Annotated in this window: 23 protein-coding genes; 8 read left to right on the top strand and 15 right to left on the bottom strand. The window is 65.0% G+C overall.

Features of this window, described 5'->3' with window-relative positions:
• Positions 1–99: 99 nt before the first annotated feature.
• Positions 100–3315 carry a BTAD domain-containing putative transcriptional regulator gene (locus NMI01S_RS08460; RefSeq protein ID WP_245716775.1) on the top strand — a complete coding sequence of 1072 codons (3216 nt, stop codon included), beginning with the start codon at positions 100–102 and terminating at the stop codon, positions 3313–3315.
• Here the strand turns inward: NMI01S_RS08460 and NMI01S_RS08465 are convergent.
• The 4 genes from NMI01S_RS08465 to NMI01S_RS08480 form a co-directional block, all read right to left on the bottom strand.
• On the bottom strand, positions 3299–4066 hold the full coding sequence (locus NMI01S_RS08465; RefSeq protein WP_062995389.1) for an ABC transporter permease: 768 nt from the start codon (positions 4064–4066) through the stop codon (positions 3299–3301). The genes NMI01S_RS08460 and NMI01S_RS08465 overlap by 17 nt on opposite strands.
• Positions 4063–5007: an ATP-binding cassette domain-containing protein gene (locus NMI01S_RS08470; protein WP_062995390.1), complete on the bottom strand. Its 945-nt coding sequence runs from the start codon at positions 5005–5007 to the stop codon at positions 4063–4065. Before NMI01S_RS08470 ends, NMI01S_RS08465 begins: the two co-directional genes overlap by 4 nt.
• A 171-nt stretch (positions 5008–5178) precedes the next feature.
• Positions 5179–5619: a VOC family protein gene (locus tag NMI01S_RS08475; RefSeq protein ID WP_174554459.1), complete on the bottom strand. Its 441-nt coding sequence runs from the start codon at positions 5617–5619 to the stop codon at positions 5179–5181.
• A 39-nt stretch (positions 5620–5658) separates the two neighbouring features.
• Positions 5659–6657: a helix-turn-helix transcriptional regulator gene (locus NMI01S_RS08480; RefSeq protein ID WP_062995392.1), complete on the bottom strand. Its 999-nt coding sequence runs from the start codon at positions 6655–6657 to the stop codon at positions 5659–5661.
• A gap of 61 nt (positions 6658–6718) precedes the next feature.
• On the opposite strand from NMI01S_RS08480, the gene NMI01S_RS08485 reads away from it, so the two are divergent.
• On the top strand, positions 6719–7870 hold the full coding sequence (locus NMI01S_RS08485) for an epoxide hydrolase family protein (protein ID WP_157126090.1): 1152 nt from the start codon (positions 6719–6721) through the stop codon (positions 7868–7870).
• On the opposite strand, the gene NMI01S_RS08490 is transcribed toward NMI01S_RS08485, so the two are convergent.
• Positions 7867–8490, bottom strand: coding sequence for a TetR/AcrR family transcriptional regulator (locus NMI01S_RS08490; RefSeq protein ID WP_062995393.1), 624 nt, complete (start codon positions 8488–8490; stop codon positions 7867–7869). The genes NMI01S_RS08485 and NMI01S_RS08490 overlap by 4 nt on opposite strands.
• A 70-nt stretch (positions 8491–8560) precedes the next feature.
• Between NMI01S_RS08490 and NMI01S_RS08495 the strand changes: the two genes are divergently transcribed.
• Entirely contained in the window at positions 8561–9454 is an 894-nt protein-coding gene (locus tag NMI01S_RS08495) for an NADP-dependent oxidoreductase (RefSeq protein WP_062995394.1), read from the top strand.
• Between the two features lie 138 nt (positions 9455–9592).
• The gene (locus tag NMI01S_RS08500; RefSeq protein WP_218020941.1) at positions 9593–10009 is read left to right on the top strand and encodes a nuclear transport factor 2 family protein; all 417 of its coding nucleotides are present in this window, start codon (positions 9593–9595) and stop codon (positions 10007–10009) included.
• 6 nt (positions 10010–10015) lie between these two features.
• Here NMI01S_RS08500 and NMI01S_RS08505 read toward each other — a convergent pair whose 3' ends face one another.
• The 3 genes from NMI01S_RS08505 to NMI01S_RS08515 all read right to left on the bottom strand — a co-directional run bounded on the left by NMI01S_RS08505 (position 10016) and on the right by NMI01S_RS08515 (position 12583).
• Positions 10016–10957, bottom strand: coding sequence for a sigma-70 family RNA polymerase sigma factor (locus NMI01S_RS08505; RefSeq protein WP_062995395.1), 942 nt, complete (start codon positions 10955–10957; stop codon positions 10016–10018).
• A 10-nt stretch (positions 10958–10967) separates the two neighbouring features.
• Positions 10968–12158 carry an NAD(P)/FAD-dependent oxidoreductase gene (locus tag NMI01S_RS08510; protein WP_062995396.1) on the bottom strand — a complete coding sequence of 397 codons (1191 nt, stop codon included), beginning with the start codon at positions 12156–12158 and terminating at the stop codon, positions 10968–10970.
• Positions 12159–12253: 95 nt separating this feature from the next.
• Positions 12254–12583, bottom strand: coding sequence for a hypothetical protein (locus tag NMI01S_RS08515; protein WP_157126091.1), 330 nt, complete (start codon positions 12581–12583; stop codon positions 12254–12256).
• 225 nt (positions 12584–12808) lie between these two features.
• Between NMI01S_RS08515 and NMI01S_RS34745 the strand changes: the two genes are divergently transcribed.
• Positions 12809–13009 (top strand): hypothetical protein, encoded by a 201-nt coding sequence (locus tag NMI01S_RS34745; RefSeq protein ID WP_157126092.1) that lies wholly within the window; start codon positions 12809–12811, stop codon positions 13007–13009.
• A 51-nt stretch (positions 13010–13060) separates the two neighbouring features.
• Here the strand turns inward: NMI01S_RS34745 and NMI01S_RS08520 are convergent, their stop codons facing one another.
• The 3 genes from NMI01S_RS08520 to NMI01S_RS08530 form a co-directional block, all read right to left on the bottom strand.
• A complete protein-coding gene (locus NMI01S_RS08520; RefSeq protein ID WP_062995398.1) occupies positions 13061–13705 on the bottom strand; it encodes a dihydrofolate reductase family protein in 645 nt (214 codons plus the stop codon).
• Between the two features lie 142 nt (positions 13706–13847).
• On the bottom strand, positions 13848–15266 hold the full coding sequence (locus NMI01S_RS08525) for a DUF1254 domain-containing protein (RefSeq protein ID WP_245716776.1): 1419 nt from the start codon (positions 15264–15266) through the stop codon (positions 13848–13850).
• 206 nt (positions 15267–15472) lie between these two features.
• Positions 15473–15784, bottom strand: a complete 312-nt coding sequence (locus tag NMI01S_RS08530; RefSeq protein WP_062995399.1) for an EthD family reductase — start codon at positions 15782–15784, stop codon at positions 15473–15475.
• A gap of 131 nt (positions 15785–15915) precedes the next feature.
• Between NMI01S_RS08530 and NMI01S_RS08535 the strand changes: the two genes are divergently transcribed.
• Together NMI01S_RS08535 and NMI01S_RS08540 are read left to right on the top strand one after the other, a co-directional pair.
• Entirely contained in the window at positions 15916–16812 is an 897-nt protein-coding gene (locus tag NMI01S_RS08535) for a LysR family transcriptional regulator (RefSeq protein ID WP_062995400.1), read from the top strand.
• A 386-nt stretch (positions 16813–17198) separates the two neighbouring features.
• Positions 17199–18620, top strand: a complete 1422-nt coding sequence (locus NMI01S_RS08540) for a recombinase family protein (protein ID WP_245716777.1) — start codon at positions 17199–17201, stop codon at positions 18618–18620.
• 134 nt (positions 18621–18754) lie between these two features.
• On the opposite strand, the gene NMI01S_RS08545 is transcribed toward NMI01S_RS08540, so the two are convergent.
• Positions 18755–20020, bottom strand: coding sequence for a hypothetical protein (locus NMI01S_RS08545; protein WP_157126093.1), 1266 nt, complete (start codon positions 20018–20020; stop codon positions 18755–18757).
• Positions 20021–21228: 1208 nt separating this feature from the next.
• On the opposite strand from NMI01S_RS08545, the gene NMI01S_RS08555 reads away from it, so the two are divergent.
• A complete protein-coding gene (locus NMI01S_RS08555) occupies positions 21229–21645 on the top strand; it encodes an NUDIX hydrolase (RefSeq protein ID WP_218020954.1) in 417 nt (138 codons plus the stop codon).
• On the opposite strand, the gene NMI01S_RS08560 is transcribed toward NMI01S_RS08555, so the two are convergent.
• The 3 genes from NMI01S_RS08560 to NMI01S_RS34005 all read right to left on the bottom strand — a co-directional run bounded on the left by NMI01S_RS08560 (position 21642) and on the right by NMI01S_RS34005 (position 25301).
• Positions 21642–22190, bottom strand: coding sequence for an HD domain-containing protein (locus tag NMI01S_RS08560; RefSeq protein WP_062995672.1), 549 nt, complete (start codon positions 22188–22190; stop codon positions 21642–21644). The genes NMI01S_RS08555 and NMI01S_RS08560 overlap by 4 nt on opposite strands.
• A 237-nt stretch (positions 22191–22427) precedes the next feature.
• Positions 22428–23594: a pentapeptide repeat-containing protein gene (locus NMI01S_RS34000; RefSeq protein ID WP_157126094.1), complete on the bottom strand. Its 1167-nt coding sequence runs from the start codon at positions 23592–23594 to the stop codon at positions 22428–22430.
• A gap of 375 nt (positions 23595–23969) precedes the next feature.
• Positions 23970–25301, bottom strand: coding sequence for a GTP pyrophosphokinase (locus tag NMI01S_RS34005; protein ID WP_084512737.1), 1332 nt, complete (start codon positions 25299–25301; stop codon positions 23970–23972).
• Between the last annotated feature and the right edge of the window lie 28 nt (positions 25302–25329).

A 25329-nucleotide genomic window follows, 5' to 3' on the forward strand; every position in this document is an offset into this window, starting at 1 on the left:
GGACGGGCGATCTCACACCAGTCGGTCCGCCACGGCAGAATGTTGCGGGTGCGAATCGGGATGCTTGGAACGCTCGACATCCGAGCAGATGACGGTGAAGTGATCGAGGTACCGGGCGCCCGGTTGCGGGCGCTGTTGATCGCCCTCGCGCTCGAACCCGGACGCGCGGTCCCCAAAACGACCCTGGTCGATTGGATCTGGGGTGAGCAACCGCCGGCGGACGCGGCGAATGCGTTGCAGGCGTTGGTTTCCCGGCTCCGGCGGGCGCTGCCGGACGGTTCGCTCGACGGGCAGGCGGGCGGCTACCGGCTGGCGGTGGATCCGGCCGCGGTCGACGCCTTGCGGTTCGAACGGCTCCTCGATCAAGCTCGCGGCGGCGACGTCGTCCGGCAGACACACCTGCTGCGCGAGGCGCTGGGACTGTGGCGCGGGGCGCCGATGCAGGACATCGATGTGCGCGACAGCGAGGCCGTCGCGGCGGTGGTCACCCGCTTCGAGGGGTTGCATCTGGCCGCGCTGGAGGATCTGTACGAGGCCGAGATTCGCCTCGGACGCGGACCGGAGCTGGTCGCCGAACTCACCGAGCTGGTGGCCCGGCATCCGGTCCGGGAACGACTGATCGCGGCCTTGATGCGGGCCCTGGCCGCGGCGGGCCGCGGCGCCGAGGCACTGCTCGTCTACCAGCGCGCCCGCGAAGCCCTCGCCGACACCCTGGGCGTGGATCCCTCGCCGGAACTGTCCGACCTGCACGTGGCCCTGCTGCGCGGCGAGGCGGGACCGCGGGACAACGAACGCAAGACCAACCTGCGGGCCGAATTGACCAGGTACGTGGGCAAATACACCGATATCGCCGCCGTGCGCGAACTCCTCGCGAACCATCGGCTCACCACCTTGACCGGGCCGGGTGGCTCGGGAAAGACCAGGCTGGCGATGGAAACCGCACGCACCCTGCTCGACGATCTGCCGGACGGGGCGTGGCTGGTGGAACTGGCGGCCGTCGGCGCCGACGGTGACGTCGCGCAATCGGCCCTCGCCGCCTTCGGGCTGCGGGACGCGCTGCTCGGCGGCACACCGGACGCGGAACCGGTGGACCGGCTCGTCGCGGCGATCCGCGACCGCGAGACGCTGCTGATCCTGGACAACTGCGAGCACGTGATCGACTCGGCGGCGGCCTTCGCCCACCGGGTGCTCGGCGAATGCCGGGGCCTGCGAATCCTCGCCACGAGCCGGGAACCGCTCGGCATCACGGGCGAGGCACTGTGGCAGGTGGCGCCGCTGGCGTTACCCGCGGCCGACGCGAGCCCGGCCGAGATCGAATCCTCCCCCGCCGTGCAATTGTTGCGCGACCGGGGCGGCGCGGTCCGTGCCGATCTGGAGACGACCGATCCCGCCACTCTGTCGACCATCGCGCGCGTCTGCCGCGCGCTCGACGGCATACCGCTGGCCATCGAACTGGCCGCGGCACGATTGCGCACCATGTCCCTCGACCAGCTCGCCGACCGCCTCGACGATCGGTTCCGGCTGCTCACCGGCGGCAGCCGCACCGCCATCGCGCAGCACCGGACGCTGCGCGCGGTGGTCGATTGGAGCTGGGAACTGCTCACCGATGCGGAGCGGACGGTGCTGCGCAGGCTCGCGATCTTCGCCGGCGGAGCGAGCCTCGAGGCGGCCGAGCGGATCTGCGCGGGCGCGTCCGACGCGGCGGGAGACGTCGAGCAGTGGGAGGTGCTCGAACTGCTGACGGCGCTGACCGAGAAGTCGCTGCTGCTCACCTCGCCGGACACCGAACCGCGCTACCGGATGCTCGAGACGATCAGGCGGTACGCCTGCGATCGCCTGGTCGAAGCGGGCGAATCGGAACACATACGCCGGCAACATCTTTCGTACTTCACGACCCTCGCCGAGACCGCGGAGCCGCATCTGCGCCGCGCCGAGCAGTTGGAGTGGCTCGCGCGGCTAGAGGCCGAACACGACAACATCGCGGTCGCCCTGCGCGGCGCGCTCGCCGACGACGACGCGGCGGGAGCGTTGCGGCTCGCGGCGGCCGCCGGCTGGTACTGGTGGCTCGGCGGGCACAAAGCCGAAGGCATGGAACTGATCACCGCCGCGGCACGAGTCGGCGGGCACGGAGGCGGCAGCGAAGCGTCACCACGCAGTGCCCTCGCGAGTGCCGCCGCAAACCCAGCACGAGTCGGCGGGCACGGAGGCGGCAGCGAAGCGTCACCGGCGGAGGGCGCCGCAGACGACGAATTCCGGGCCAGGGTCTACGGCCTGATCGTGCATTTCATGAGTTCCGGGCCGAACGACGAGCACCAGGTGGCGGAATGGGTCCACAAGGCTTACCAGCTGGGCCGAAACATCGAATCCGACTATCCGCTCCTGGCTTTCATCGGCGCTCTGCAACGCATGTTGCGCGGCGGAGACGAATTCCTGACCGCATTCGAACCACTGCTCACCCACGACGATCCCTGGGTGCGGGCGCTGGCCCGGCTGCAGGTGGGCAAGGCGCGCATCGCCCTCGGGTTCCCGGGCCGGGAAGCCGACGACCATCTCGAGACGGCACTGGCGGAGTTCCGGGCGATCGGCGAGCGCTGGGGCATGTCGTTCGCGCTGACCGAGCTGGCCAACAGAATCGCCATGCGTGGTGAATTCGCCACGGCCTGCGCCTATCTGGACGAGGCTATCGCGGTGGTCACCGAGGTCGGCGCCATCGAGGACGTTTTCCTGATCCGGGCGCGCCAGGCTCAGCTGTATTGGCTGCAGGACGATGCGGAGGCGAGCGCCGACGCCATGTCCGAGGCGCAGCGGTACGCGGACCGGTCCGCCTGGCCGAACGCACTGGCCGAGTTCGCGTTCACGAAGGCGGAGCTGGCACGGTGGCAAGGCGATACGGAACAGGCCCGCCGGCAGATCGAGATCGCGACTTCCGCGCAGGACGGCGACGCCGACCAGAGCTACGTCGACGCCTTGCGGAACCATCAGATGGGTTGTCTCACAACGGATCTGGATGTCGCTCGGCAACTGCACGCCGCGGCGTTGCGCGCCGCGTCCGGCGCCGGCTACGCACCCCTCACCGCCCTGATACTGGTGGGGATCGCGGATCTGGCGTCGCGGGCCGAACAGGATGAACAGGCGGTCCGGTTGCTGGCGGCCAGTGCCGCGATTCGTGGCCTGGTCGACCGGTCCCAGCCGGATGTGGCGCGGATCGAGCAGACAGCACGACGTCGCCTCGGTGACCAGCGGTTCACCGAGGCGACGAAGGAAGGGACAGAGGCGAAGTGGGAGGACTTGGTGGCGACTACGCTCGCTTGTTGAACGTGGCACGCGACCAGAGGAATCCGACCACGGCGAATCCGACGCACCAGGCCAGCGCGGCGGCCGTATAGCCGCCGGAGGGGTGGCCTTCGAGAAATCCGCGCAGCGATTCGATGATCGGCGTGAAGGGCTGGTACTGCGCGAACTGCCGGATACCCTGGCCCATCTTGTCGGCCGGCACGATCGCACTGCTCACGAAGGGCAGCATGATCAGCGGCACCACGCTCATCCCGGCGGATTCCGGTGTCTTCGCGGCCATTCCGAGCGCGACGGTGAGCCAGGATGCCGCGAACGAGGTCGCGATCATGATGCCGACGGCGGCGAGCCAGTCCGTCGCACTCGCCGGCGGTCGGAACCCCAGCGCGAAGGCCACACCGATGACGGCCGCGATGGCGACCAGGTTGGTCAGCATGGTCGCCGCCACGTGACCGATCAGGATGGCGCTGCGGGAGACGTCCATGACCTTGAACCGGTTGATGATGCCCTTGGCCATATCGGAGCTCACCGACACCGCGGTGCCGGACAGGCCGTAACTGATGGCCAGCAGGATCAAACCTGGTGTGGCGTAATCGATGTAGTGGCCGCCGACGTCGAAGGCGTTGCCGAAGACGTAGACGAAGATCAGCATCATCACGACCGGCATCAGTGCCGCGTTGAAGATGGTGACGGGGGTGCGGGCGATGTGGGTGAAGTTGCGGCCCAACATCATCGACGCATCGGACAGGGGTGCGGGCATGGTGATGGTACTCATCGGGGGGAAACCTCCGTGGTCGCGTGACCGGTCAGGGAAAGGAAAACGTCGTCGAGATCGGGGGTGTGGACGGTGACCTCCTCGGCCTCGACCGAGGACTCGGCGAGCCGATCCAGCAGGTGGCGCAGAGATTTCGTGCCGCCGTTGCCGGGGACGCGCAGGGTCAGCGCGCTGTCGTCACGGGTGGCGCCGGGCAGGCTGCGCGCGGCGGCATCCAGTTCCTCGGGTTGTGTGAAACGAAGCTGGATGTGGCTGCCGGGCACCAGGCGCTTGAGGTCGTCGGGTGTGCCTTCGGCGACGATGCGCCCCTGGTCGAGTACCGCGATCCGGTCGGCCAGCTGGTCTGCTTCCTCGAGGTACTGGGTGGTGAGGAAGATCGTCACCCCCTCGGATGTCAACTCCCGCACGATGTCCCACATGGTGCGCCGGCTGCGCGGGTCCAGTCCGGTGGTCGGCTCGTCGAGGAAGACGATCTGCGGTTTGGTGATCAGCGTCATCGCCAGATCCAGCTTCCGGCGCATACCGCCGGAGTAGGTCGCCGCCCGCTTACCCGCGGACTCCACCAGATCGAACCGCTCCAGCAGGTCGGCCACCACCCGCTTGCCCGCATCCCCGCGCAGGCGATGCAGCCCCGCCATCAGGCGCAGGTTCTCCTCCCCCGTCAGCAGATCGTCCACCGCGGCGAACTGCCCGGTCACCCCGATCGCCGCGCGCACGGCCTTGCCCTCGGTGGCCAGATCGTGCCCCGCGATTCGGGCCGTCCCGCCGTCGGCCTTCGCCAACGTGGTCAACACGTTCACGGTCGTCGTCTTCCCGGCCCCGTTGGGGCCGAGCAGCGAGAAGATGGTCCCGGCCTCGATGGTCAGATCGATCCCGTCGAGGATCGTCTTGTCCCCGTATGCCTTCCGCAACCCGGAGGCGGCAATTGCTGTGCTGTTCATGGGGACAACTCTGCGGCGGACGGCTGATACGCCCCTGACGCCGGCCTGACACGACCACTGATACGGAGTTTTCCCTGGTCACGCCGTTACATCGTGCGGACCATGCGGTAGCGGGCGCGGCCCCGCTCCAGCTCGCCGTACGCTCGATCGCCGGTGAACCGGGTGTCCCGTTTAGCCGATTTCCTCGGCCAACCCGACGATGATCCCCTCGGGACCACGGACGTAGCAGAGCCGGAAGATCTGTTCGTACTGCTCCACCGTGCCGACGAGTTCTGCGCCGTGCGGACGCAGGCGGGAGATGACGTCGTCGATATCGTCGACGGCGAACATGATGCGGCGAATGCCGAGAGTGTTGGCGGGCGCAGGCTGCGGGTCGGACCGGACCGGTTGCGGCTCATGGAACATCGCGAGCTCCACCCGGCCGTGGCCGTCGGGAGTTCGCAGCATCGCGACCTCCTGCCGCACGTCGTCGACTCCGATGATGCGTTCCACCCACCGCCCCTCGACCGGTCCCTTGTTCTCCAGTTCCATGCCGAGTTCGACGAAGAACGCGATCATCGCGTCGATGTCCTCGACCACGATGAGCACGTTGTCCATCCGCTTGATCCCCACAGTCTCTCCTCCGATCGCAGGCCCCCGAAGACTTCGTCCTCATGGCCGAACGGTACGCGTTGTCACATGCGGCGACCTCTGTCCACCTGCCGCCCGGGTGAATCGGCCCGCGAGGGCCCGGAGATGTTCCACCAGTTCCGGCGGCGATTCGACCTCGAATTCCACATCGAGCATGCCGACCACCAGGGCCACCGAAGCGTAGGAGTCCGAACCCATTTCGAGGCGGCAGGTGTGCTCGTCGATCGGGGTGACCACACCCTCGATACGCCCGGCCAGTTGTTGCGCGGGAACATGGACGCGCATCACCGAGCGGTACGGCCACATCGCGAAACCCATCGTGCGACGCAGGTAGGCGACGACGTCGCCGTCGGGAGACGGGCGGTGTGTGAAGCGCGGGCCATTGGGGGTCCGCAGCGACATGCGGTCGACGCGGAAGGTGCGCCAGTCGGCGCGGTCGCCGTCCCAGCCGACGAGATACCACCGATGACTCCAATGCGCGATGCGATGCGGCTCCACGCTGCGCCGGGTGTCCTCGCCCGCGTGACTGCGATAGTCGAAGCGCAGCGTTTCGGCGGCGCGAATGGCGGCGGAGATGGCGGTGAGCTGATCGGCGTCGACAGCGGGGCCCGGATCGTAGCGGGGCGGCATGGCGACCACGGCGCCACGCAACGCGTCGACGCGGTGGCGCAGCCGGGCCGGAAGAACCTGCTCCATCTTGGTCAGCGCGCGCAGCGAAGTTTCCTCGATGCCGGCGACATCGCCGGTGGTATTGGTTTGCAGTCCGATCGTGACGGCCACCGCTTCGTCGTCGTCCAGCAGCAGCGGCGGCAGTGACGCACCCGCGCCGAGACGGTAGCCGCCCTCCGGTCCCATCGCACCGTGCACGGGATATCCCAATGCGCGCAGGCGTTCCACGTCGCGCCGGACGGTGCGAGTGGTGACTTCGAGTCGTTCGGCCAGCTCCGTTCCGGTCCAGTCGCGATGTGTCTGCAACAGTGACAGCAATCGCAACAGCCGCGCCGGCGTGGTATCGGGCATGGATCGATCATCCCGCACGAGTAGGACCGTTTCCGTCCTATACGTGGTGGATGCTCCCCTCATGACCGATACGACGATCACCCCGTTCCGCATCGACATCCCGCAGGAAGATCTGGACGAACTGAACTTTCGGCTCGCGCGTACCCGATGGACCGATGCCCTGCCGGGTGTCGGCTGGTCGTACGGGGTCGATCGCGACTACCTGATCGATCTGGCCGAATACTGGCGCACCGGCTACGACTGGCGCGAACACGAGTCGAGATTGAACAAGGTCGCGCAGTTCCGCACCGAAATCGACGGGCAGACAGTGCATTTCATGCATGCCCGCTCTCCCGAACCCGACGCGACGCCGCTGATCCTCACCCACGGCTGGCCCAGCACGCCCGCCGACTTCCTCGATATCCTCGGACCGCTGACCGATCCGCGAGCGTACGGCGGGGATCCGGCCGACGCGTTCCATGTGGTGGCACCGTCGGTGCCGGGCTTCGGATTCTCCGGCCCGACCCGCGACACCGGTTGGGACGTACCGCGAATCGCGCGCGCCTGGGCAACGCTGATGCAGCGGCTCGGCTACGAACGCTACGGCGCCCAAGGGGGCGACTACGGCAGTCTCATCTCCCCCGCCCTGGGCCGGGTCGCACCGGACAAGGTGATCGGCGTGCACGTCAACGCGCTGGCCGACGCCGCGACCGCGACCGGGTCCGGCCGGGAACTCGACGAACTGTCGGAAGCCGACCGCGCGAAGGCCGTCGCGAACCAGATGTGGTGGTACGGCCACAACGGTTACGCGACCCAGATGGCGTTGCGGCCGCAGACCATCGCCTACGCCCTCAACGACTCACCGGTCGGCCAGCTCGCCTGGAATCTCGAATGGTTCGTCGATTGGGATCCGACGGCCACCGACCAAGCCCCGGTCGATCGCGACATCATCCTGACCGATGTCACGACCTATTGGCTCACCGGCACCGCCGGCTCCGCGGCCCGGATCTATCGGGAGTCCGGGGCGTCGTGGGGCAGCAAACCGGCACCGTCGGGCGTGCCCACCGCGGTCGCGAACTTCCGGGGCGATCGGGCCGTTCGCGGCTTGGCGGAGTTGGCCAACACCATCGTGCGCTGGAACGAGTACCCCGTGGGCGGCCACTTCGCTTCCCTCCAGGCCCCCGCGGAACTCGTCGCCGATATTCGCGAATTCTTCCGATCGGTCGCCGGCTAGCCATTCCGCTGCGGTGGGTAGAGCGCTTGTCCCGCAACGGAATCGGCGCACGGCGCGACCGCCCACGCCCCCTCGATCATCGCGAAGATCTCCTCCACCGCGGCTTCGGGATCTGCCGACTCGCGGGCCAGCGAGTAGGCGTCGATCACGAATCTCGCGATCGTCCGGCAGGCCGTCGGAGTGCGAGACAGTTCGGGGTCCGCCCCGATGGCCGTCGCCAGCGACTCGGCGTGCCGCAGCCGCATCGACTCCTCGTACTGCCGCAGAGCGGGCGAGTCGTCGATCATGCGCCAGATCGGATCGGCGCCTTCCGCCGTGCAATGCCGGACCAGCGCGAGAATCTCGCGCCGCAGCACCGGCATGAGCGGCTCGCCCGCCGCCCGGTCGGTCACCGCCCGCGTGAGGCGCTGTTCGAAGTCGTCGTCCCGCTCGAAAACCAGCGCCTCCTTCGAGGCGAAGTGGGAGAACAGCGTGGTCACCGCCACGTCGGCTTCGGCGGCCACATCGCGGATCCCGACCGCGTCGTACCCGCGCTCGAGGAAGAGCCGCAGCGCGGTATCGGCGATCTTCTGGCGGGTCGCGGCCTTCTTCCGCTCACGACGTCCGGTCGGCGCAGTCACCTCTGGATGCTATCAACTATGAAAAACTAACAACTACAAAATACTAACGGTTAGTGTTATCGTCGAGCGCATGAAGAAGGTGAGTTTCGCCGAGTTCGGCGGCCCGGAAGTCCTGCGACTCGTAGACGCCGAGGAGCCGCACCCGGGCCCCGGCCAGATCCGCATCGCGGTGCGCGCCGCAGGCGTGAACCCCGTCGACTGGCGGATTCGCGAAGGCCAGTTCCAGCAGGCCCATCCGCTCGAACTGCCCGCCGGAGTCGGACAGGACGCGGCCGGCGTGGTGGACGAAATCGGCGCGGGGGTAACAGGTTTCGCGATCGGCGACGCCGTATTCGGCGAAGGTTCGAGTACCTATGCCGAGTTCGCGGTGCTGTCGGTGTGGACCCACATGCCCGACAGCCTCGCGTTCGAGGAGGCGGCGGGCTATCCGTCCGTGGTGGAGACCGCGCTGCGCATCATCGACCAGGTGGGCGCGCGGCCCGGGCACACGCTGCTGGTCAGCGGCGCGTCCGGCGGAGTCGGATCGGCCGTGCTCCAGATCGCCCGCGAGCGCGGCATCACGGTGATCGGCACGGCCGGGGCGGCGAACCAGGACTACCTGCGCAGCCTCGGCGCCATCGCCACCACCTACGGTGAGGGCTGGGTCGAGCGAGTGCGCCGACTCGGGCGTGTCGACGCGGCCCTCGACCTGGCCGGCTCGGGAGTCATCGGTGAACTCGTCGAACTGACCGGAGATCCGCAGCGCGTGATCACCATCGCCGACCTCGACGCACCGGAGCTCGGCGTTCGATTCTCGGGTGTAGCGGGAAGCATGCCCGACGCACTCGGTGCGGCCGCCGACCTCATCGCGCGGGGAAAGCTGCGTATTCCGGTCGAGAAGTCGTACACCCTCGCCGACGCCGCCGCGGCGCACATCGACAGCCAGGCCGGGCATACCCGCGGGCGGCGAGTCATCGTCGTGTGAACGTCCCGGAGTCGCATCCGCTCGGACGGTCGGCGGACGTCATCATCTGCGCGGGCGGGCATTACGACGATTCGACGGCCCGAACACGACGGCGAATTCTCGCCAGCAGACCGTCGTATCGACCACCAGGATCGTGGCATGACGGCGGATGTGATGACCACCTTGCGAGCGTTCTACGCGGCCGAAGCGGCCTACCTCACGGAGGGCGCCGAGTTCGGCGAGATGGCTCGGCACCTGGCCGCCGATGTGGTCATGTACCAAGCGGCGAGCCTGCCGTACGGCGGTGAATGGCACGGACACGACGGCTTCCGGACGTTCATCGCCGCGATGGGCGACAGCTGGGACGGTTTGTGGTTCGACGATCAGCAGTTCCTCAGCGACGGCGACCGGGTGGTCGTCCACAGCCGGGGCCGGTTGCGGGCGCGCCGCACCGGACGTGAACTGAAAACCTCACTGCTGCAATGGATCAGCTTCCGAGACGGACTGATCACCGAGCTCCGGCCCTACTATCACGACACCTCGGCCGTCCTGGCCGTCCTGGACGAGCAGGTGTAGGCACCGTCACCACGATTCGATCAGCGGGACATCGTGGTCCTGCCGCTGCCATTCCGCGGTGAGGCGGCCGAGCCGGTGCCGGGCGGCGATGCCGCGCACGCCCGCGATCTTGTCGTCGCGGACCTCCAGGATCAGCACACCCACGACGCGGTCGTCGAGCGTGGCGAGCATGGCCGGACACCCGTTGACCACGGCGGCGTGGATGGCCGGCGACCCACCGGCGAGTTTGCGCTTCGCCGGAGAGGGTTTGAAGCCGGCCCGCACCGCGCCGGCGATCCGCTCGGGCGTCGCGTACCGGATGAGCTTCGCGGCCCATCCCAGGCCGGCACCGTCGGAGACGCCGGTCGCGTCGGCGGTCAGCAACGCCAGCAGCCGTTCGGTCCGGCCCGAGGAGGCGGCGGCGACGAACGCCTCGACGATCCGGCGCGCGGATGCCCGGTCGGTCTCGGTAGTCGTGCCGGTGGCGGCGATTCGGCGCCGCGCCCGGTGCAGATATTGCTGACTCGCCGATTCGGTGATGCCGAGGATGTCGGCCGTCTCGGCGTGGCTGTACGAAAACGCCTCGCGCAGTACGTAAACGCCGCGTTCGATCGGCGACAGGCGCTCCATGAGCATGAGTACCGCCAAGGTCACCGATTCGCGCTGCTCGACGGTGTCGGCCGGGCCCAGCATCGGGTCGCCGTCGAGCAGCGGTTCGGGCATCCACGCGCCGACCGCGCGTTCGCGCCGCGCCGTCGCCGACCGGAGGCGGTCGAGCGCCAGATTGGTGACCACCTTGGTCAGCCATGCCTCGGGCACCTCGACGAACTCCCGGTCGGCGGCCTGCCACCGCAGGAACGCGTCCTGCACCGCGTCCTCGGCGTCGGCGGCCGAGCCGAGCAGACGGTAGGCGAGCGAGGCCAGCCGATTCCGGCTGGCCTCGAAACGCGCCACGGTGGCGGTATCCATGAGCACGACCCTATGCGGCGACCACGTGCGGTGAAGGCGCGAGGGCGGCGACCGCGCGGTACCTGTGACTCGGCTTTCCGAAGGTCGGATGGCTCAGGGCCCAGGCGGCGGTGTCGAGGATCGTCGACTTGACGCGCGCGGCCGCCCGTCCGCACAGGGCCCACGACTTCGCGTGCGCGTCGCCGTCGACCAGCTGGAAGATCCCGTCCCTGCGGCCGAGACTGATGTGGTTGCCGACATACGACAGCGAGGTCGTCGATATCTTGCGCCCCGTCCGGTCTCCGATGATCGCCGCGGTCGCCTGCATGGCGGTGAATCCGGCCGACGCACAGGACATCGGCAACGGCCGGCCGTTCTCGCCGAGGACGAAGACACTGTCACCCGCGACGTAGACATCCGGATGCGAGACCGACCGCATCTGACGGTCGACGGTGATCTGACCGTTGGCGATTACCTCGAGACCGCTCGCGGCGGCGATCGGATGCACGGCGAAACCCGCGGCCCACACAGTCGCGTCGGAGGCGAAAACGGTGCCATCGGTGGCGACCGCGGCGTCCTGCTGGACCGCCCCGATCGTGGTGTGCTCGTGCACCGAGATATCGAAACGCTCGAACGCGCGCAGCAGGTGCCGGCGAGCCTTCGCGCCCAGCCAGCCGCCCAGCTCGCCGCTGGTGACCAGAGCGACGCGAAGCCCAGGGCGGGACTCGGCGAATTCGGTGGCAGCCTCGATCGCGGTCAAGTTTCCGCCGACGACCAGCACCTTCCCCTCTTCGCCCAATTCGTCGAAGCGGGTGCGCAGGCGCAGCGCGGACGGCCGCGCGGCCACGTGGAAGGCATACTCGTGGACACCGGGAACCCCCTGCTCGGCGGCCGTGCTGCCGAGCGCGTAGACGAGGGTGTCGTATCCGAGCCGGCCGATGCCGTCGCCGTCGGCCACCGTGACCGTCCGGTCCTCGACGTCGACCGCGGTTACTCGTGCCACTCGCAACCGGACGCCCGTACCGGCGAACACGTCGGCCAGCGGCCGGTAGCGCAGCTCCTGCCCGGCGGCGAGCTGATGCAGCCGCAACCGCTCGACGAAATCGGGTTCGGCATTGACGACCGTGATCTCGAAGTCGTCCGGGTGCAGTTGGCGGGCCAGGTATCCGGCGGAGAAGGCTCCGGCATATCCGGCCCCGAGAACGACGATGCGGTGCTTCATGGTTCGCTCCTGTCTGGTTCGCGTGCTTCCTGAACGAGACAGGGCGCGAATTCCTGACAGGAACGAAGGTGATGTGGGTCACCGTCGAGGAGCGATCAGCCCTTGCTCGCCGGTTCCGTGAGCTCGGCCGGCCCTCCCGCACGCTGCGCCTTGATGCTCGCCTGCCACTTCTCGAAGTCCGCGCGCATCACGGATATCTGACGCTCGATCGCTTCCTGGGTGTCCGACCACCAGCTCTGCGCAGCATCCCGAAGTTCCGCCGCGGTCTTCTCGAACTCGTGCCCCTCATGTTCGAGAGTCGCGGTCAGCTTTTCCCGCCGAGCCTGCAATGCGGCCCGGCTCTTGTCCCGCGCCCCGGCGGAGGAGTCTTCGAACTGCTTCACCCGGACCGCGAGATCCATCAGTGATTCCGACAACGGTTTCATATTCATGCCCTCTCGAAGCGGTGCGATCCTCGGCAGGATCCCGGTTGTCGCTGTCCAGCGTTGCCGCTTCGCCCGGCCGGACCAAGGGCAGAACGTCCTCTGATGTCCCGTGCTGGAGATGGACTTCGCCCGGCCGGGCTCCTCCCGGAAACACGGGTGGGGAATGCTCCGGCCGGCACCGGGTATGCGCGAGACAAGAACAGTCGTCCGATGAGGAGTAGTCCGATGTCAGCAATTGCGACCCGACTGGGGCATCGAATATCGGCCGCGGCACATTCGGCTTGGGCCATGGTCCACCATCCCCGCGGCGAACCGCACACCGATCTCGCCGCCGAACACCACTCGACCACCAGCGACCCGACCGGCGGCCGCCAACAGGGCGAACCCGAGTCCTCGCCGCGCGGGCTAGGTGGCATGGACTTCTAGCGGTTCTGTCCGGCGGTGGCGTTCGACCGTGTGCACCGCGTGCCGCTGCCGTCAGCGACGCCAGAACAGATGGTGTGTCACGCCACTCGAGCTCGGCACCCGCTCCGAGTGAAAGCGATCGGTGAGCTCGTCCGGGCTGGTCCACAATCTTTCGCCGCCGCCGAGTTCGACCGGCGCGACGGCGATGTGCATCTGGTCGATGAGATCCGCTTCGAGGAAATCGCGGATCGTGGCGACGCCACCGCCGATCCGCACATCCGAGCCGTCGGCAGCTTCGAAGGCTCTTTCCAGAGCCTCTTTCGGCGAGGCGTCGACGAAATGAAATGTGGTGTCCCCCAGTACGATAGACGGCCTGGGGTAGTGGGTGAGAACGAAGACCGGTGTGCGAAAAGGCGGTTCATCACCCCACCACCCCTGCCAGTCGTAGTTCTCCCACGGCCCGCGCTGCGGACCGAATTTGTTGCGCCCCATGATCTCCGCGCCGATGTTGTTGCGATAGTCACGAGTGAAGTAGTCGTCGAGGCCATAGGTTCCACCCGGCTCGGTGCGGGTGGGCCAGTGCGCCGTGGGGCCGCACCACGCGAACAGCGCGCTCGGATCGGCATGCCCGAACGGCCGTTCCGGACTCTGCCCTTCCCCGGCCCCGTAGCCGTCGCTGGAGAGGTTGAAGTTCTGGACACGAACCAACTGTGACATCGAAACCCTTTCCGATTGCAATGCGCAACCAGTGGAGAGTAGCCATACTGCTCTCGTTTTGCAATCAGTTGCCATCCACTGCCGCCGCCCCCGAACCGGTCGGACTGTGGCGACACGAACCCGGCCACCGCGTTCAGGGCAATCAGGCCCTCGGCTTGACGGCCGGGGGTTCCCAGGTGCCATCGAGGATGGTGTGGTCGGGCCAGTAGGCGCGCAGGTACAGGGTGAACTCTTCGGCCGGCGCCGGGAGCCAGTTGCTCAGCTGCTCGGGATCGGTGGGCGGGGGGCCGCCGGCGGTGAGGGTCAGTGAGCCGTCGTCGCCGTAAGCGAGGGTCTTGTTCTTGGTGCCGAGGGAGAACCGCTCGAGGTCGTTGGGGTGGAAGAAGTGGTGGGTGTTGTAGACGGTCAGCGACCAGAAACCTCGCACCGGTGGGACCTGGCCGGCGGTGAAATGCACTGTGTAGGTGGTCGATCCGTGCAGCCGGTTCCCGTCGGCATCGAGATCGAGGTAGTAGTACACGGTCTCGTTCGGAGTGTTGACGAAGATGTTCGACTTCCCGATCGCGGTCCGCGACAGGTAGTCGGTGCCGAAGTCGGCGCCGTTGCGCTGGGTGGTCCAGTTGTGCGCGACCGGCAACCCGATATTGCGGAACTCGAACAACTCGCCCACCACCCGATCGGTGTCGACCGCGGTCCGCTGCAGGGCGTCGGCGATCGCTGGATCGCGTTCGGCCACAGCCAGAATCGAGCGAAACCACGCGTACAGCGCTTCCTCGCCGGGCAGCGCCGGCACCTCGTCGAGCACTTCGCCCAGGGTGGCGAAGAACGTTCCCGGATCGACCCACTGCGTTTCGCCCTCACCGCTGGTGGAGTCCCCTCCCCCGAACGACGGCACCGCCGACCAGTCGATCACCTTGGTGGTGCCGTCGAACTCCGACAGCGGGTACGCGCTGATCCGGTCGACCAGCGGCGCGATCGCGGCCCGGTCCTCGGCGGTGTCGTCGAGGAACACCCGAGGGATCACCACCGCGATCCGGGTGTCGTACCGGAAGACGTCGGTGATGCCGGCGGGGACCTCCCCTTCCCACGATTCGGGCGCCAGCAGATAGAAACCCGGTGCGGTGCCGTACATCTTGCCGAGACGCACGAACGAATCGGTGCGCTGGTCGACCACCTGGTACACCCAGAACCGGTCTCCGAAATCGGGGACCTGCACCACCGACGGGCCCGATGTCGCATCGAGGACACCGAATCCGTAGGCGACGTCCTGGTTCGGGCACGCCACCATCCGTTGCTCCGGGCGGATGTAGTCGCGAAGCATGCCGATCGTTCCGGGTGGGCCCGCGGGCACGATTCCGGCCAGCAGCCCGGGCTCGGGGAGCTGGGCCATGACGGTGCGCCGGTTGTGCATGTTCACCAGCGGCCATCCCCACAGATACGCGACCCGCCCCAGGGCGGCGGCGTAGGCGGCGGTCATCTTCGGGTTGTCGAAAACCGGACCGGACATCAGCACGCCCTCCTCGAACACCGTCGACAGGCCAACTTCCGCGACCCTAGACATCCACGCCCGCCCCCGACTCACCTGCCGCGGGTGATATCGCTCGAACCGCTGGACGGCCCCGGCTCGGAGCTCGGAACCCCTGCGCCGGTACAGCGTAGGGGTCTGAATTCCGGCCACTGTTGCGACCGCTCGTGTGGACAGCGCCGAGCAGTTTTACCGCCGCGCTCGAGGATGTGCTCGCGCGGTCCGGAGCGTGCCGCCCTGCCTCAGCGGGCGCCCTCCTGCACCGGATAGTCGATGACGACCGCACCGCCGGTGGCGTAGTTGACGACATCGGCGGCCGCCCGTCGGCCGTACTCCGACGCCCGCGACGCGGCCAGGGCGTCGGCGTCGGCGAAGTCGCCTTCGAAGACCGCGAAATACGGCGCTTCTCCATTGGTCGCCGCTACGTCGAAGCTGTAGCGCCACGCACGCAGGCCGGGCATCTTCATGACCAGCGGAAGGTGGTTGTTCACGTAGTAGTCGCGAAAGTGGTCGGGGTCGGCGGGCTGGGGATAGAGGACCACCAATTTATGCATGCCTGCCTCCTGCATTCACCGAGGTCGGTGGAATCGTCATATGCGCAGGTTAGGGCTAGATGTGTGGTCGAGGGAAAGACCGGGACGCGATAGACTCAGAACCTATCGTTATCAATCGGCAGGGAGGGTATGTGGCCCCGGATACGGTGAGCCTGCGGTACTTTCTGGTGCTGGCGCAGGAGTTGAACTTCACCCGGGCGGCCGCACGGATCGGTATCGCGCAGCCCGCACTCAGCGCCCGGATGCGCCGATTGGAGGCCGAACTCGGCACGACCCTGCTGGTCCGCACCACGCGTAGCGTCGTATTGACCACGGCCGGTGCGGCTTTGGCCGAGTCCGCGCCGCCCGCGCTGGCGGCGCTGGACCGGGCATGGGACACCGCCCGGAAGGCGGGGGCCGGTGAACTCGGCACGCTGCGCATCGGATACAGCCTCAGCACGGGGGCCGAGACGGCACCGGCATTGGTGGACAAGCTCATTCGCAGCAGCCCGGGGCTCGAGGTCGGCGCGGTCCCGATGGCGACACCGGAGATCTCCCCCGCGGTCGCCGACGGCCGCATCGACGCGGGGATCACCCGCGGGGAACAGCCGGGTCGTGGCGTGCGCCGGTTCCTGCTGCGGCGGGAGCGCGTCGGGGTCCAACTGGCACAGCATCATCCGCTGGCCGAACACTCGGAGATCGAGATCGCCGACGCGGCCGCGTATCCACTGCGACTCCCCGACCGTGTGGCCAACCCCGTGATCCACGATCAGCTGGCCGCGCTGTTCCGCGACACCCAGCCCCGATTCCACACGCCCCCAATATCTTTCGACATGTCTCAGCGCGACCTACGCGACGGGCTCACCCTCGCCCCGGCCGGTGAAGTCGCGGTCACGACACAACCGGCCGGTCTCACGTGGCGACCGCTGCGGGGCGCACCCCCCTTGACCATCCACCTGGTCCTCCCGCGCGTGCAGTCACCACTACACCGCCGCCTCCGCACCGTCGCCAAAACCCTGGCACACGAACTGCACTGGCTGCCGGACTGACGAACAGCTGTTCGACGGCGGCTTCCTGGAGTTCTTGCCGGCGGCGCTGACGGAGCAGCACCCATACCACGGGGACGTCGTCCCCGGCGGGACGAAGCGAGTCGGGGACAGCCGTGCCTATCGTGCTCGAGGTGACTGGTCGGAGCAACTTTGGCAGTGAACCCGCGAGCATGGTCAACCTCCTGTGTCGGGGCCGAGGTCCTGGCCGACTTTCCCGGCCAGCGGACGGTCCCAGCGGAACGACAGAGCCCCCGCCCGGACACCGGACGGAGGCTCCGCAAAGTCTCTACCAGCAGCGCTGCCCTACTTCTTCGCAGACGCCGGCTACACGTTGAAGCGGAACTTGACCGAGTTCCGTAGTAAAATAACCTATGCCTATAGTCCCGGTGCGCGCCGCGATCTACCTACGAGTCAGCCTCGATCAGACCGGCGAAGGACTCGCCGTCGAGAGGCAGCGGGAGGACTGCGAACAGATCGCTCAAAGCCGCGGCTGGACTGTGGTTGAAACCTATACGGACAACAGTATTTCGGCGTTCGATAAGGTCAAGAACCGACCGGCGTACGACCGGATGGTGGACGATTACCGCGCCGGCCGATTCAACGCCCTGATTACGTGGGACCTCGACCGGCTCACGCGACAGCCTCGCCAGCTCGAGGATTGGATTGACGCTGCCGAGAGCCAAGGGCTTCGGCTGGTGACCGCGAATGGCGAAGCGGACCTCCAAACCGACGGCGGCCGGATGTATGCGCGGATCAAGGCCGCCGTTGCTCGCGCCGAGATGGAACGTAAGGGCGCTCGGCAAAGCCGTGCGCAGCAGCAGCGCGCCGCAAAAGGCCGGCCGCCCCGTGGCATTCGAGCTACCGGCTACACGCTAGATGGCGAACTCATCTCCGAGGAGGCCGAGGCCGTGCAGGCTGTGTACAAAGCCTTCGCCAACGGATCGTCCCTCAAAGCAATCGCCGCGGCGCTGTCTGGGGCTGAACCAGCCATCCGCGCTGTCGGCGATCGAAACTGGGTCCAGGATCTTCCTAAGTCGGTGCCGGCACTACCGTCGCGCAGTGGCCGCGCATGGAACCCCACATCTGTGATCGCGATCCTGCGAAATCCGCGCTACGCGGGTTGGAGCATGCTAGCTGGTGAAATCGTTCGCGACAGCACCGGCAATCCCGTTCGCGGCCAATGGGAACCGATCGTGTCCGACTCACTCTGGCTCGAGGTCCAACGTCGGCTGGACGATCCAGCGCGAAAGACGAACCGATCGGGAACCGAACGCCGACACCTCGGATCCGGACTCTTCATCTGCGGCATCTGCGACGCCCGCGTTCGCGCACATGGCCCCCGGTATCGCTGCGCCGGCCACATCATGCGCGTCCGCTCGCCGATCGACGCGATGGTGCTCGAATACATCGAAGGCATGCTCGCGCGCCCCGATCTAGCCGACCTTCTGGTGAAGGAAGACGAAGAGCAGATCAATACGCTGAACGAGCAGCTCCAGGCACAACGAGACCGCATCGAACGCGCTAAATCCGACTACAAACGTGAACTGATCGACGGTGCCCTGTATTTCGAGATCCGGCGGGAGGCTGGCGAGCAGATCGCGCAACTCGACGCACAACGCATGGCATTGACGACAGGCGCCGCAGCCTCCGCGATCCTGCTTGCTCCATCGCCGGTAGAAGCCTTCCGCCGAGCAGATTTGGCGTCCCGCCGCTCCATCATCGACCTACTTTGCGAGATTCGGCTCCTGCCATCACCACGTGGTCACAAGGCGTTCAACCCCGAATCGGTGACGATCACGCCGAAATAGCAACATCACAAGCCTGACACCTAACACATATCCACGCCTTCGGCGCATCTGGAGACGAATATCGGAATGTCTCGGCGCGAAGGTGGACCACTGACCGAGTCGTCGGACCGGTCAGCGGTCGTGGCGAGCTTTGGCTAGGCCGCATCGAATCGGCTACGTATGGCGGCGATCCGATCGTTTTTCATCGCACCCCATCCCAGCCGGATGATGATAGTCATGAAGCCCTCGACGCTGTGGATCAACCCACGCACCTTCTCCGCCTCGGTTCGACTCGCGCTGTCAGAGTGTTTGATGTCTTGCAGATCGTTTCGAATTTTCACCACAACATCCGCGAAGGCATCGAGGATCGATATAGGACCATTCTCGGAGACAGCACCGCCGTAGATGAAGCACAACGCTTCGGCACGCTTGGTCGGCCGTGGCGAGTTGACGGACGGGTAGTGCACATACTCCGGCCCGCTTCGGCCGGAGTCCGCCAACCATGCCAGAACTTCCGCCGGCGGAAACGCTGTCCGCAGCATGCGGTCCAGCAGTTCAACTAGGGAGTTCGCCGCCTGAGAAACCCCGTCGATCGACTGGTCTAGCGCGAACCGGGCACCTTCCAGCTTGCGACTGAGCTGACTACTCAGCTGCCCGAGTGCAACGCGAGTCGGGCCAGATGTGACAGCGCGAAGTTCGTCGACGAATTCGGCCACGTCGGTAATTGGCTCCAAGGCGGCGCGGTCCACATCGACATCGCCGAGACTTTCTGCTCGCAGTTTCGTAGATGCGAGGTGTATCCGCCGAATCAGGTCAAAAGCGGTCACGGCCTCTTCGATTCCGAACAGTTCACACACCCGCTCGGACCCGAGCACAGACATGCAATCGTCGAAAGCTACGGCAAAGGGCTCCATGCGCACCGCAGCCCAATCGACTACCTCAGTGATGACCTTCGCGTCGTCGCGGCCTGCGGCCGCCAGTTTGTCGAAGGCCGCCGCACCGATAAGCCGGCGAAGGAATGCCCGCCACGTACTGCTTTTGACCCTGGTGATCTGCTTCGCGCGTTCCTCTGTGGCAAATTCGGTGAGCCACTCGGCAATCGCATGACCTCCCTGCGGGCCCGGCTGCACCCCGATCTCGGCCATTGCTTGCTCAAACCACCCGAATCGCTCGGCGACTGGCCGATCGTCCTCGCGGTTGAGTACGCAGTGCGCCGAGCAAAGTACGATGTCGAGCAGTCCGATCAGAAATCGATCGATACCGAGTTGCTCTTGCAGACGCGGGGACAGCGATTCAAGTACCCGAGCTAGCTTCGAGCGAGGCATGTCTCGGTATTGGAGCGAAGCTGTTGCAGGCGGGAGAATGTCGACAGATTTGGACACGGACGAGCCGCTGCCCTCTCCCGACTCTTCTGCGGTCACGGTCGGCTCCATTCGGCCCATGAAGGGCATCGTTCGGGACGCCGTAGAGACAACTGTCACCGAGACGCGCAACCCCGCCAGAAATCACCCTGGGTTCCGCGCACGGCGCGGGCACCGGTGACGTAGCATCGGGACTGTCCTACCAAGACACGCCCAAGGCCCTGCTGGGAGTTCCGCTTCCGGCCAGGGCCTTAGCGTCGTTTTCCAGATATTCAGTTCGTGAGGCTGAGCCTGCCCCGCTCAGAACATCCTATATCTAGGGGCAGACATTCGAATGCGACACAACAGCTTGTGTCGCATCCACGGGTGGGAAGCCCTCGAATACAGCTTAGCGACTATGCCCACGCGAAACTACGTACTTGTGATTCCATCGCGCTCGACGGCCTCATAGTTGCGTACACAGGCCGACGACAGTGCAACGGGCTTTTCGCGCGAGAGCGGCCGGAATCGGCGGGACCTCTATGTCCTCGGAGGTTCACCCCCTGCCCCTCTGGGCGGCCCCCGCGCCGGAGGCGATGCTCTTTCGCGGCCTCGGCCGCGCAGTTTTTCGATCTAGAGCGCGCGAGGGTGGTTCGTGCTGTCTGTCCCTCCGGTGTGGCCCGGGGCGACTCGATCACGGGCGCGGTGAGCGTCAAGGGTGGCCGTCAGGCCATCGGCGCAGCCGACGCGTCAGCGCCCTTGATGTTCGCCGTGTTCGTGATAGCCCCGAAAAGGGCCATGGCGGAGGGACAGTCAGCACACCGCGCGCCAGATCGCGCAAGCGCCAGCTTGCGGACCCACCCAGATGACCGGTCACGCCGTGCACACTCTGCGCCGAATTGCCACTCGCGTATCAGTAGACCGCCACGCACGCAGACGACTCCGACCAGCTGCAAGCAGCATCGCCAGGTGCTGAACCGTCACTTACGCAACCACCTCGCAAGCTTTCCGATACCTACCCAACGCAACCAGGTTCTTTTGTCTTTTCACCTCACCCCCGCTTACCTCCCTGACTTGACTTGATCACGACTCTCTCCACCACCCCAGTCCCCCATCTCGCCCCCGTTCACGTAGTGGGGGTGAGATGGGGGACTGGGGTGGTGGAGAGAGTCAACGGCGCGACGCGCCGTTATGACAGGTCAGGGAGGTAAGCGGGGGTGAGGTGCCTCGGTAAAAAGTTGGCACAACTTGTGCAGGACCCGAATGCTCCGTCACCCAACAGCGTGAAGGTGGCGGTGAGTGCACTGGTCCGGGACAACCAGGGCCGGATACTGATGATTCATCGCACCGACAACGGCAAGTACTCGATTCCCGGCGGCGGACTTGAAGCGGGCGAAACTGTAACCAAAGCGGTCGTGCGCGAGGTGAAGGAGGAAACCGGCGTCGATGTCGAGGTGACGGGGATGATCGGAGTCTTTTCAGACCCGCAGCATGTGATCGAATATGACGACGGGGAAGTCAGACAAGAGTTCTCCATTTGCTTCCACGCCCGCCCAGTTGGAGGCGAATTGCGGACGAGCGAGGAATCGAAGGACGTCAAATGGATTACCCCCGAAGAACTTTCATCATTCGACGTTCACCCCTCGATCAGTCTCCGGATCGCCCGAGGGCTACATCCAGAGGGCGAAGAGCCCTACTTCACCTAGGCGTCATGCCCGGAAATCTGACGAAGGCGTTGCTCTGTCCGGTCCACGGCGTCGAGTAGGTCCGGCTGCGCGTCTGCGATCGATCTTGCGACCACATGTTCGGCACCGTAGCGCTCCAGCACTTCTGCAATCCGGTCACGTGCATCCGTATGACCACCCGTCGGCGTCGTCGTGATATCTGCCCACCACAGTGCATCTCGCAGCGACGTCGACTCGTCCTCCCAGTCGATCACCACCCCACGATTCGCTGCTTCGATCCGCGCGCAGGAATGGTGCGCTACCAGCGCGCACAACCGCTCAGGTGCGCCATTCGCGGCAAGAAACCGAGCACCATCAACGGCATGACAGCCGGTCTGAACGAGTTCCGGCGCATATCCGACGTCATGCAGCCAAGCGGCCGACACCAACAGCTCAGGATCGTCGACTATCCCGACCGCTCGCCGCGCCTGTTCGGCGACACCTCGAACGTGTTTCCATCGGCGGTCAAGCGCAGCCAATCGCGTACGCGCGAGCTGCTCGGCCCAATCGGAGAGGCAGCGAGTCATAGTGTCACGGTAGGCCATGCTGGTCATAGGTCGGCGAGCGTCCGCGCGGAACGCCTATCAGGTGGCCAGCAAGACCCGCGACCGCGCAGCGGTTCCCATGTAGGCGGCAGACCTCGTTCCGGCATCGCAAACCGTGCAAAACTGGCCGATTTTTATCCGGCCCGCCTGGGCAGCGGGGATCTACAGCAGGGATACGCGCGTGGTCGACTTCTTTCCTAACGCTAGTCCGCTGCAAATCTATGAACTACTCGCTTCCTCGCGCTTGTCGTCGCTCTCTCCGATCGCGTATAGGTATTGTCTGCGTTGTTCGTCACCAAGATGGGCACCGCGTATATGTAGAGCATCTTTAAGACCCTTCACATCGCTAAGGTCAGGCATTGTCGAGCCAATCTCAGTTGGGAACAGCAGCGCGTCGTTCAAATCTGCCGACTCTAGGTTCGCGTTGTAGACGTTAGCATCACACATATTTGCAGTCATCAAGCGCGCTCCACTCAAATCCGCGTCAGATAAATAGGCGCCCTTGAGGGATGCGCCAATGAACTCCGCGTCCACAAGCGTGGCGCTCTGCAGATTTGCCCCGGCCATTTTTGCCCCGTTGAATTTTGCGCCCGTCGCGTCAGCCGACGTTAATGTAGCGTACTCATTGAACTTAGCAAGCTCAAAGCTTGCACCCGTAATCTTCGCACCTGCGAAATTGGTTCCAGACAGGGTGGCATCATCAAACACAGCGTCTGGAGCTTCAATCTTTTGAAGCGACGAGCAATCCATAGACGCGTATGTAAAATCAGCTCGGGACAAATCGCTGTAATCCAGTGAAGACCAATCGAGGCGAGCGCCTCTAAAGGAGGCCCTACTCAAGTTCATGCCATTCAAGTTTAGCGCTCTAAGGTCTGTAAGCGAAAGGTCGTAGCCGCACTGACCTGCCCATTCGTCATTGCAATCGGCGAGTAGCTCGACTATCGTCCTTCTGACCGGTCCGTCCTTCCCAGGCCGGCCGCGGTCAAAGCTTTCCTTGGGCGGCACAAATAACTCATTGGTCTCCCGCAAGTAGCCGATAAGTACAGCAATGCAAGTATCACGATCGCGCTCACCACCGATGGCGTGCCAGTCCGCCGCAAGGGCAGCGAGCGCAAAGGCACCATATCGACGAACAGAGTAATCAGAACTTGAAAACTGGGCGGTTGCCGACGTAAATCGCTCCCGAAGGTTTCGCGCAGTCTCGCGATCGTGATCTAATTTTGCCTTTTCCGCATCATTGTTACGTTTCCGTTCTGCGCTCCAAAACGCCAGCGAAGCGCCGCCAAGCACGCCCAGCCCTGCACCCGCCGTTGCGAATGGTTGGGCTGCGGTCTTCCAAAAGTCTTGCCAATGCCATACCGTGGCAAGCACGGCAAGCGCGACCATGGATATATACCCAAAGGCGACTACCCCCACCGCTATGGTTAGCGCAGTTCGCGAATAGCGATCCAACTCTCCCCCTCGTTACATCAACTTCGCCAAGACGTCTCCGGCCTACCCGGACAGTCGGTTGGAAGCGCGCTCCCTAGGCGCTACCCGCATCGATACCTAAGCCTGCCTACCTCTTGCCAGAGACTAGCCCAGCACGGTACTTAACTATATTCCCAAAAAGGGTCTCAACATACTTTTGAAGTGTCGACATAGTGACACCGTAGGCCACGAACGTTGTCACGCGGGAGGCGGAGGCTGAAGGTAAGTCAGCGGTTTTCATCGGCAGCCGATCCCCCTCCGCACGCTCTCATGCCGCCTGTGGGTGAGAAGTTACCTCACGGTTGCTCCTGCGCCGCCTTCGTCTGGCCTATCCCGTAGTAGCGACTTTAAAACATCCAGTATCGAATTCAGCAAGTCAAGCTGTTCACGCAAATAGTCGATATTCGGATCAGCATGCCCATGGATCAAACCATTGCGAAAGGTCCGAGAATATCTGATTGCTTTCACCAACTCATCGGACAATATTCCTTGTTCATGCAGCCTACTTAAACGGCGCATAAAAGTTGGCTGCACCCCGTCGGAACCTGCAGTTATTATGCGTTCGAGTTGCGCCCACATCATAGAATATCGGCCGACGAGTCGGTACCACTCCTCTTCGGACGGAACCCAGCCATCACCCACAGCCGGTCTCATCACTTCTCCCGGATGCCTATACATCCTAGAGAGATAAAGGTCGAGATAGTCCGGGTTTTCAGCAATAACAGCGTCCACAATCTGGTCAGTCAAAGGTCGACTTTCGAAATCAGAGTTGATTCGCTCAAGAAACGGGCGCAGGCTATCCGGCGTCGTCAGCTCTACTCGTTTCAGAAAATCGAACAGAACGTCGACGCGGCCCATTTCGGTCTCCGAAATAGACTCTTCACGTAGGCGCTTAACATGACTAAGGAGATACGCAGCGAGCTCATAGTGTGTGACAAAACTCCGCGCACCTTCCTCAATTCTTCGCTGACCAGCCTTCTGGAGAAGCTCAAGAGCCACCTCTCCGGCGTGGACCAGACCGTTCAGCTGGTCAATGAGCTGTCTTTCCTGATCAGAGAGCGACTCCCCTATCGGCTTATAGATTAAGTCGTGCTCGACCTCAGACCAGCCGTGCATAAGAACGGAAGCAACCTGGACCTCAACCCGAGCTCGGGCAAACCGGATATCTTTGCCCTTGAGGCCGTCCTCTCTTACCGTTATCCTATAATGCACTGCGGAATAGCCCGGAAACCTTCGCACGACATGACCAGAGCTCGACTTTTCGCCTTCCTCAGCGCTAACTAAGGGAAACTCTTTTTTCACTTCAATATCGAAGAGCCGAGAAATTATCGTCTCGACCCGACTGCGTTCACCAGGAAAATATAGAGCGATACGAACACCAGCAAGATCGGGTATATCTGCACGTATCTCGTCTGCTGAGGAATAACACTTCTCTGCATGCCTCTTTATACACTTATTACGAAGACTATCGAAATCTTTCGCTCGACTGGTCACATAACAGCTGATCCCCTCAGCTTTGCACGCCTCAGTCACGCGTCGTTCGACTAGCCTCCCGACCTCTTGATAGAAGTCGAACTCCCGTCGATAATGCGCAAGGAAATCCGCAATTACTTCGTCCACCATGCCCCCACTACCGAATGCATCTTGGGCC

The sequence above is a fragment of the Nocardia mikamii NBRC 108933 genome, from assembly GCF_001613505.1.
Classification (GTDB): Bacteria; Actinomycetota; Actinomycetes; order Mycobacteriales; family Mycobacteriaceae; genus Nocardia; species Nocardia mikamii.

Coding starts and splice junctions, on each gene's coding strand:
- NMI01S_RS08465 (WP_062995389.1), bottom strand. CDS start 4,066: ATGAGTACCATCACCATGCCCGCACCCCTGTCCGATGCGTCGATGATG.
- NMI01S_RS08470 (WP_062995390.1), bottom strand. CDS start 5,007: ATGAACAGCACAGCAATTGCCGCCTCCGGGTTGCGGAAGGCATACGGG.
- NMI01S_RS08480 (WP_062995392.1), bottom strand. CDS start 6,657: ATGCCCGATACCACGCCGGCGCGGCTGTTGCGATTGCTGTCACTGTTG.
- NMI01S_RS08485 (WP_157126090.1), top strand. CDS start 6,719: ATGACCGATACGACGATCACCCCGTTCCGCATCGACATCCCGCAGGAA.
- NMI01S_RS08495 (WP_062995394.1), top strand. CDS start 8,561: ATGAAGAAGGTGAGTTTCGCCGAGTTCGGCGGCCCGGAAGTCCTGCGA.
- NMI01S_RS08500 (WP_218020941.1), top strand. CDS start 9,593: ATGACGGCGGATGTGATGACCACCTTGCGAGCGTTCTACGCGGCCGAA.
- NMI01S_RS08505 (WP_062995395.1), bottom strand. CDS start 10,957: ATGGATACCGCCACCGTGGCGCGTTTCGAGGCCAGCCGGAATCGGCTG.
- NMI01S_RS08510 (WP_062995396.1), bottom strand. CDS start 12,158: ATGAAGCACCGCATCGTCGTTCTCGGGGCCGGATATGCCGGAGCCTTC.
- NMI01S_RS08515 (WP_157126091.1), bottom strand. CDS start 12,583: ATGAAACCGTTGTCGGAATCACTGATGGATCTCGCGGTCCGGGTGAAG.
- NMI01S_RS34745 (WP_157126092.1), top strand. CDS start 12,809: ATGTCAGCAATTGCGACCCGACTGGGGCATCGAATATCGGCCGCGGCA.
- NMI01S_RS08520 (WP_062995398.1), bottom strand. CDS start 13,705: ATGTCACAGTTGGTTCGTGTCCAGAACTTCAACCTCTCCAGCGACGGC.
- NMI01S_RS08525 (WP_245716776.1), bottom strand. CDS start 15,266: ATGTCTAGGGTCGCGGAAGTTGGCCTGTCGACGGTGTTCGAGGAGGGC.
- NMI01S_RS08530 (WP_062995399.1), bottom strand. CDS start 15,784: ATGCATAAATTGGTGGTCCTCTATCCCCAGCCCGCCGACCCCGACCAC.
- NMI01S_RS08560 (WP_062995672.1), bottom strand. CDS start 22,190: ATGACTCGCTGCCTCTCCGATTGGGCCGAGCAGCTCGCGCGTACGCGA.
- NMI01S_RS34000 (WP_157126094.1), bottom strand. CDS start 23,594: ATGGTCGCGCTTGCCGTGCTTGCCACGGTATGGCATTGGCAAGACTTT.
- NMI01S_RS34005 (WP_084512737.1), bottom strand. CDS start 25,301: ATGGTGGACGAAGTAATTGCGGATTTCCTTGCGCATTATCGACGGGAG.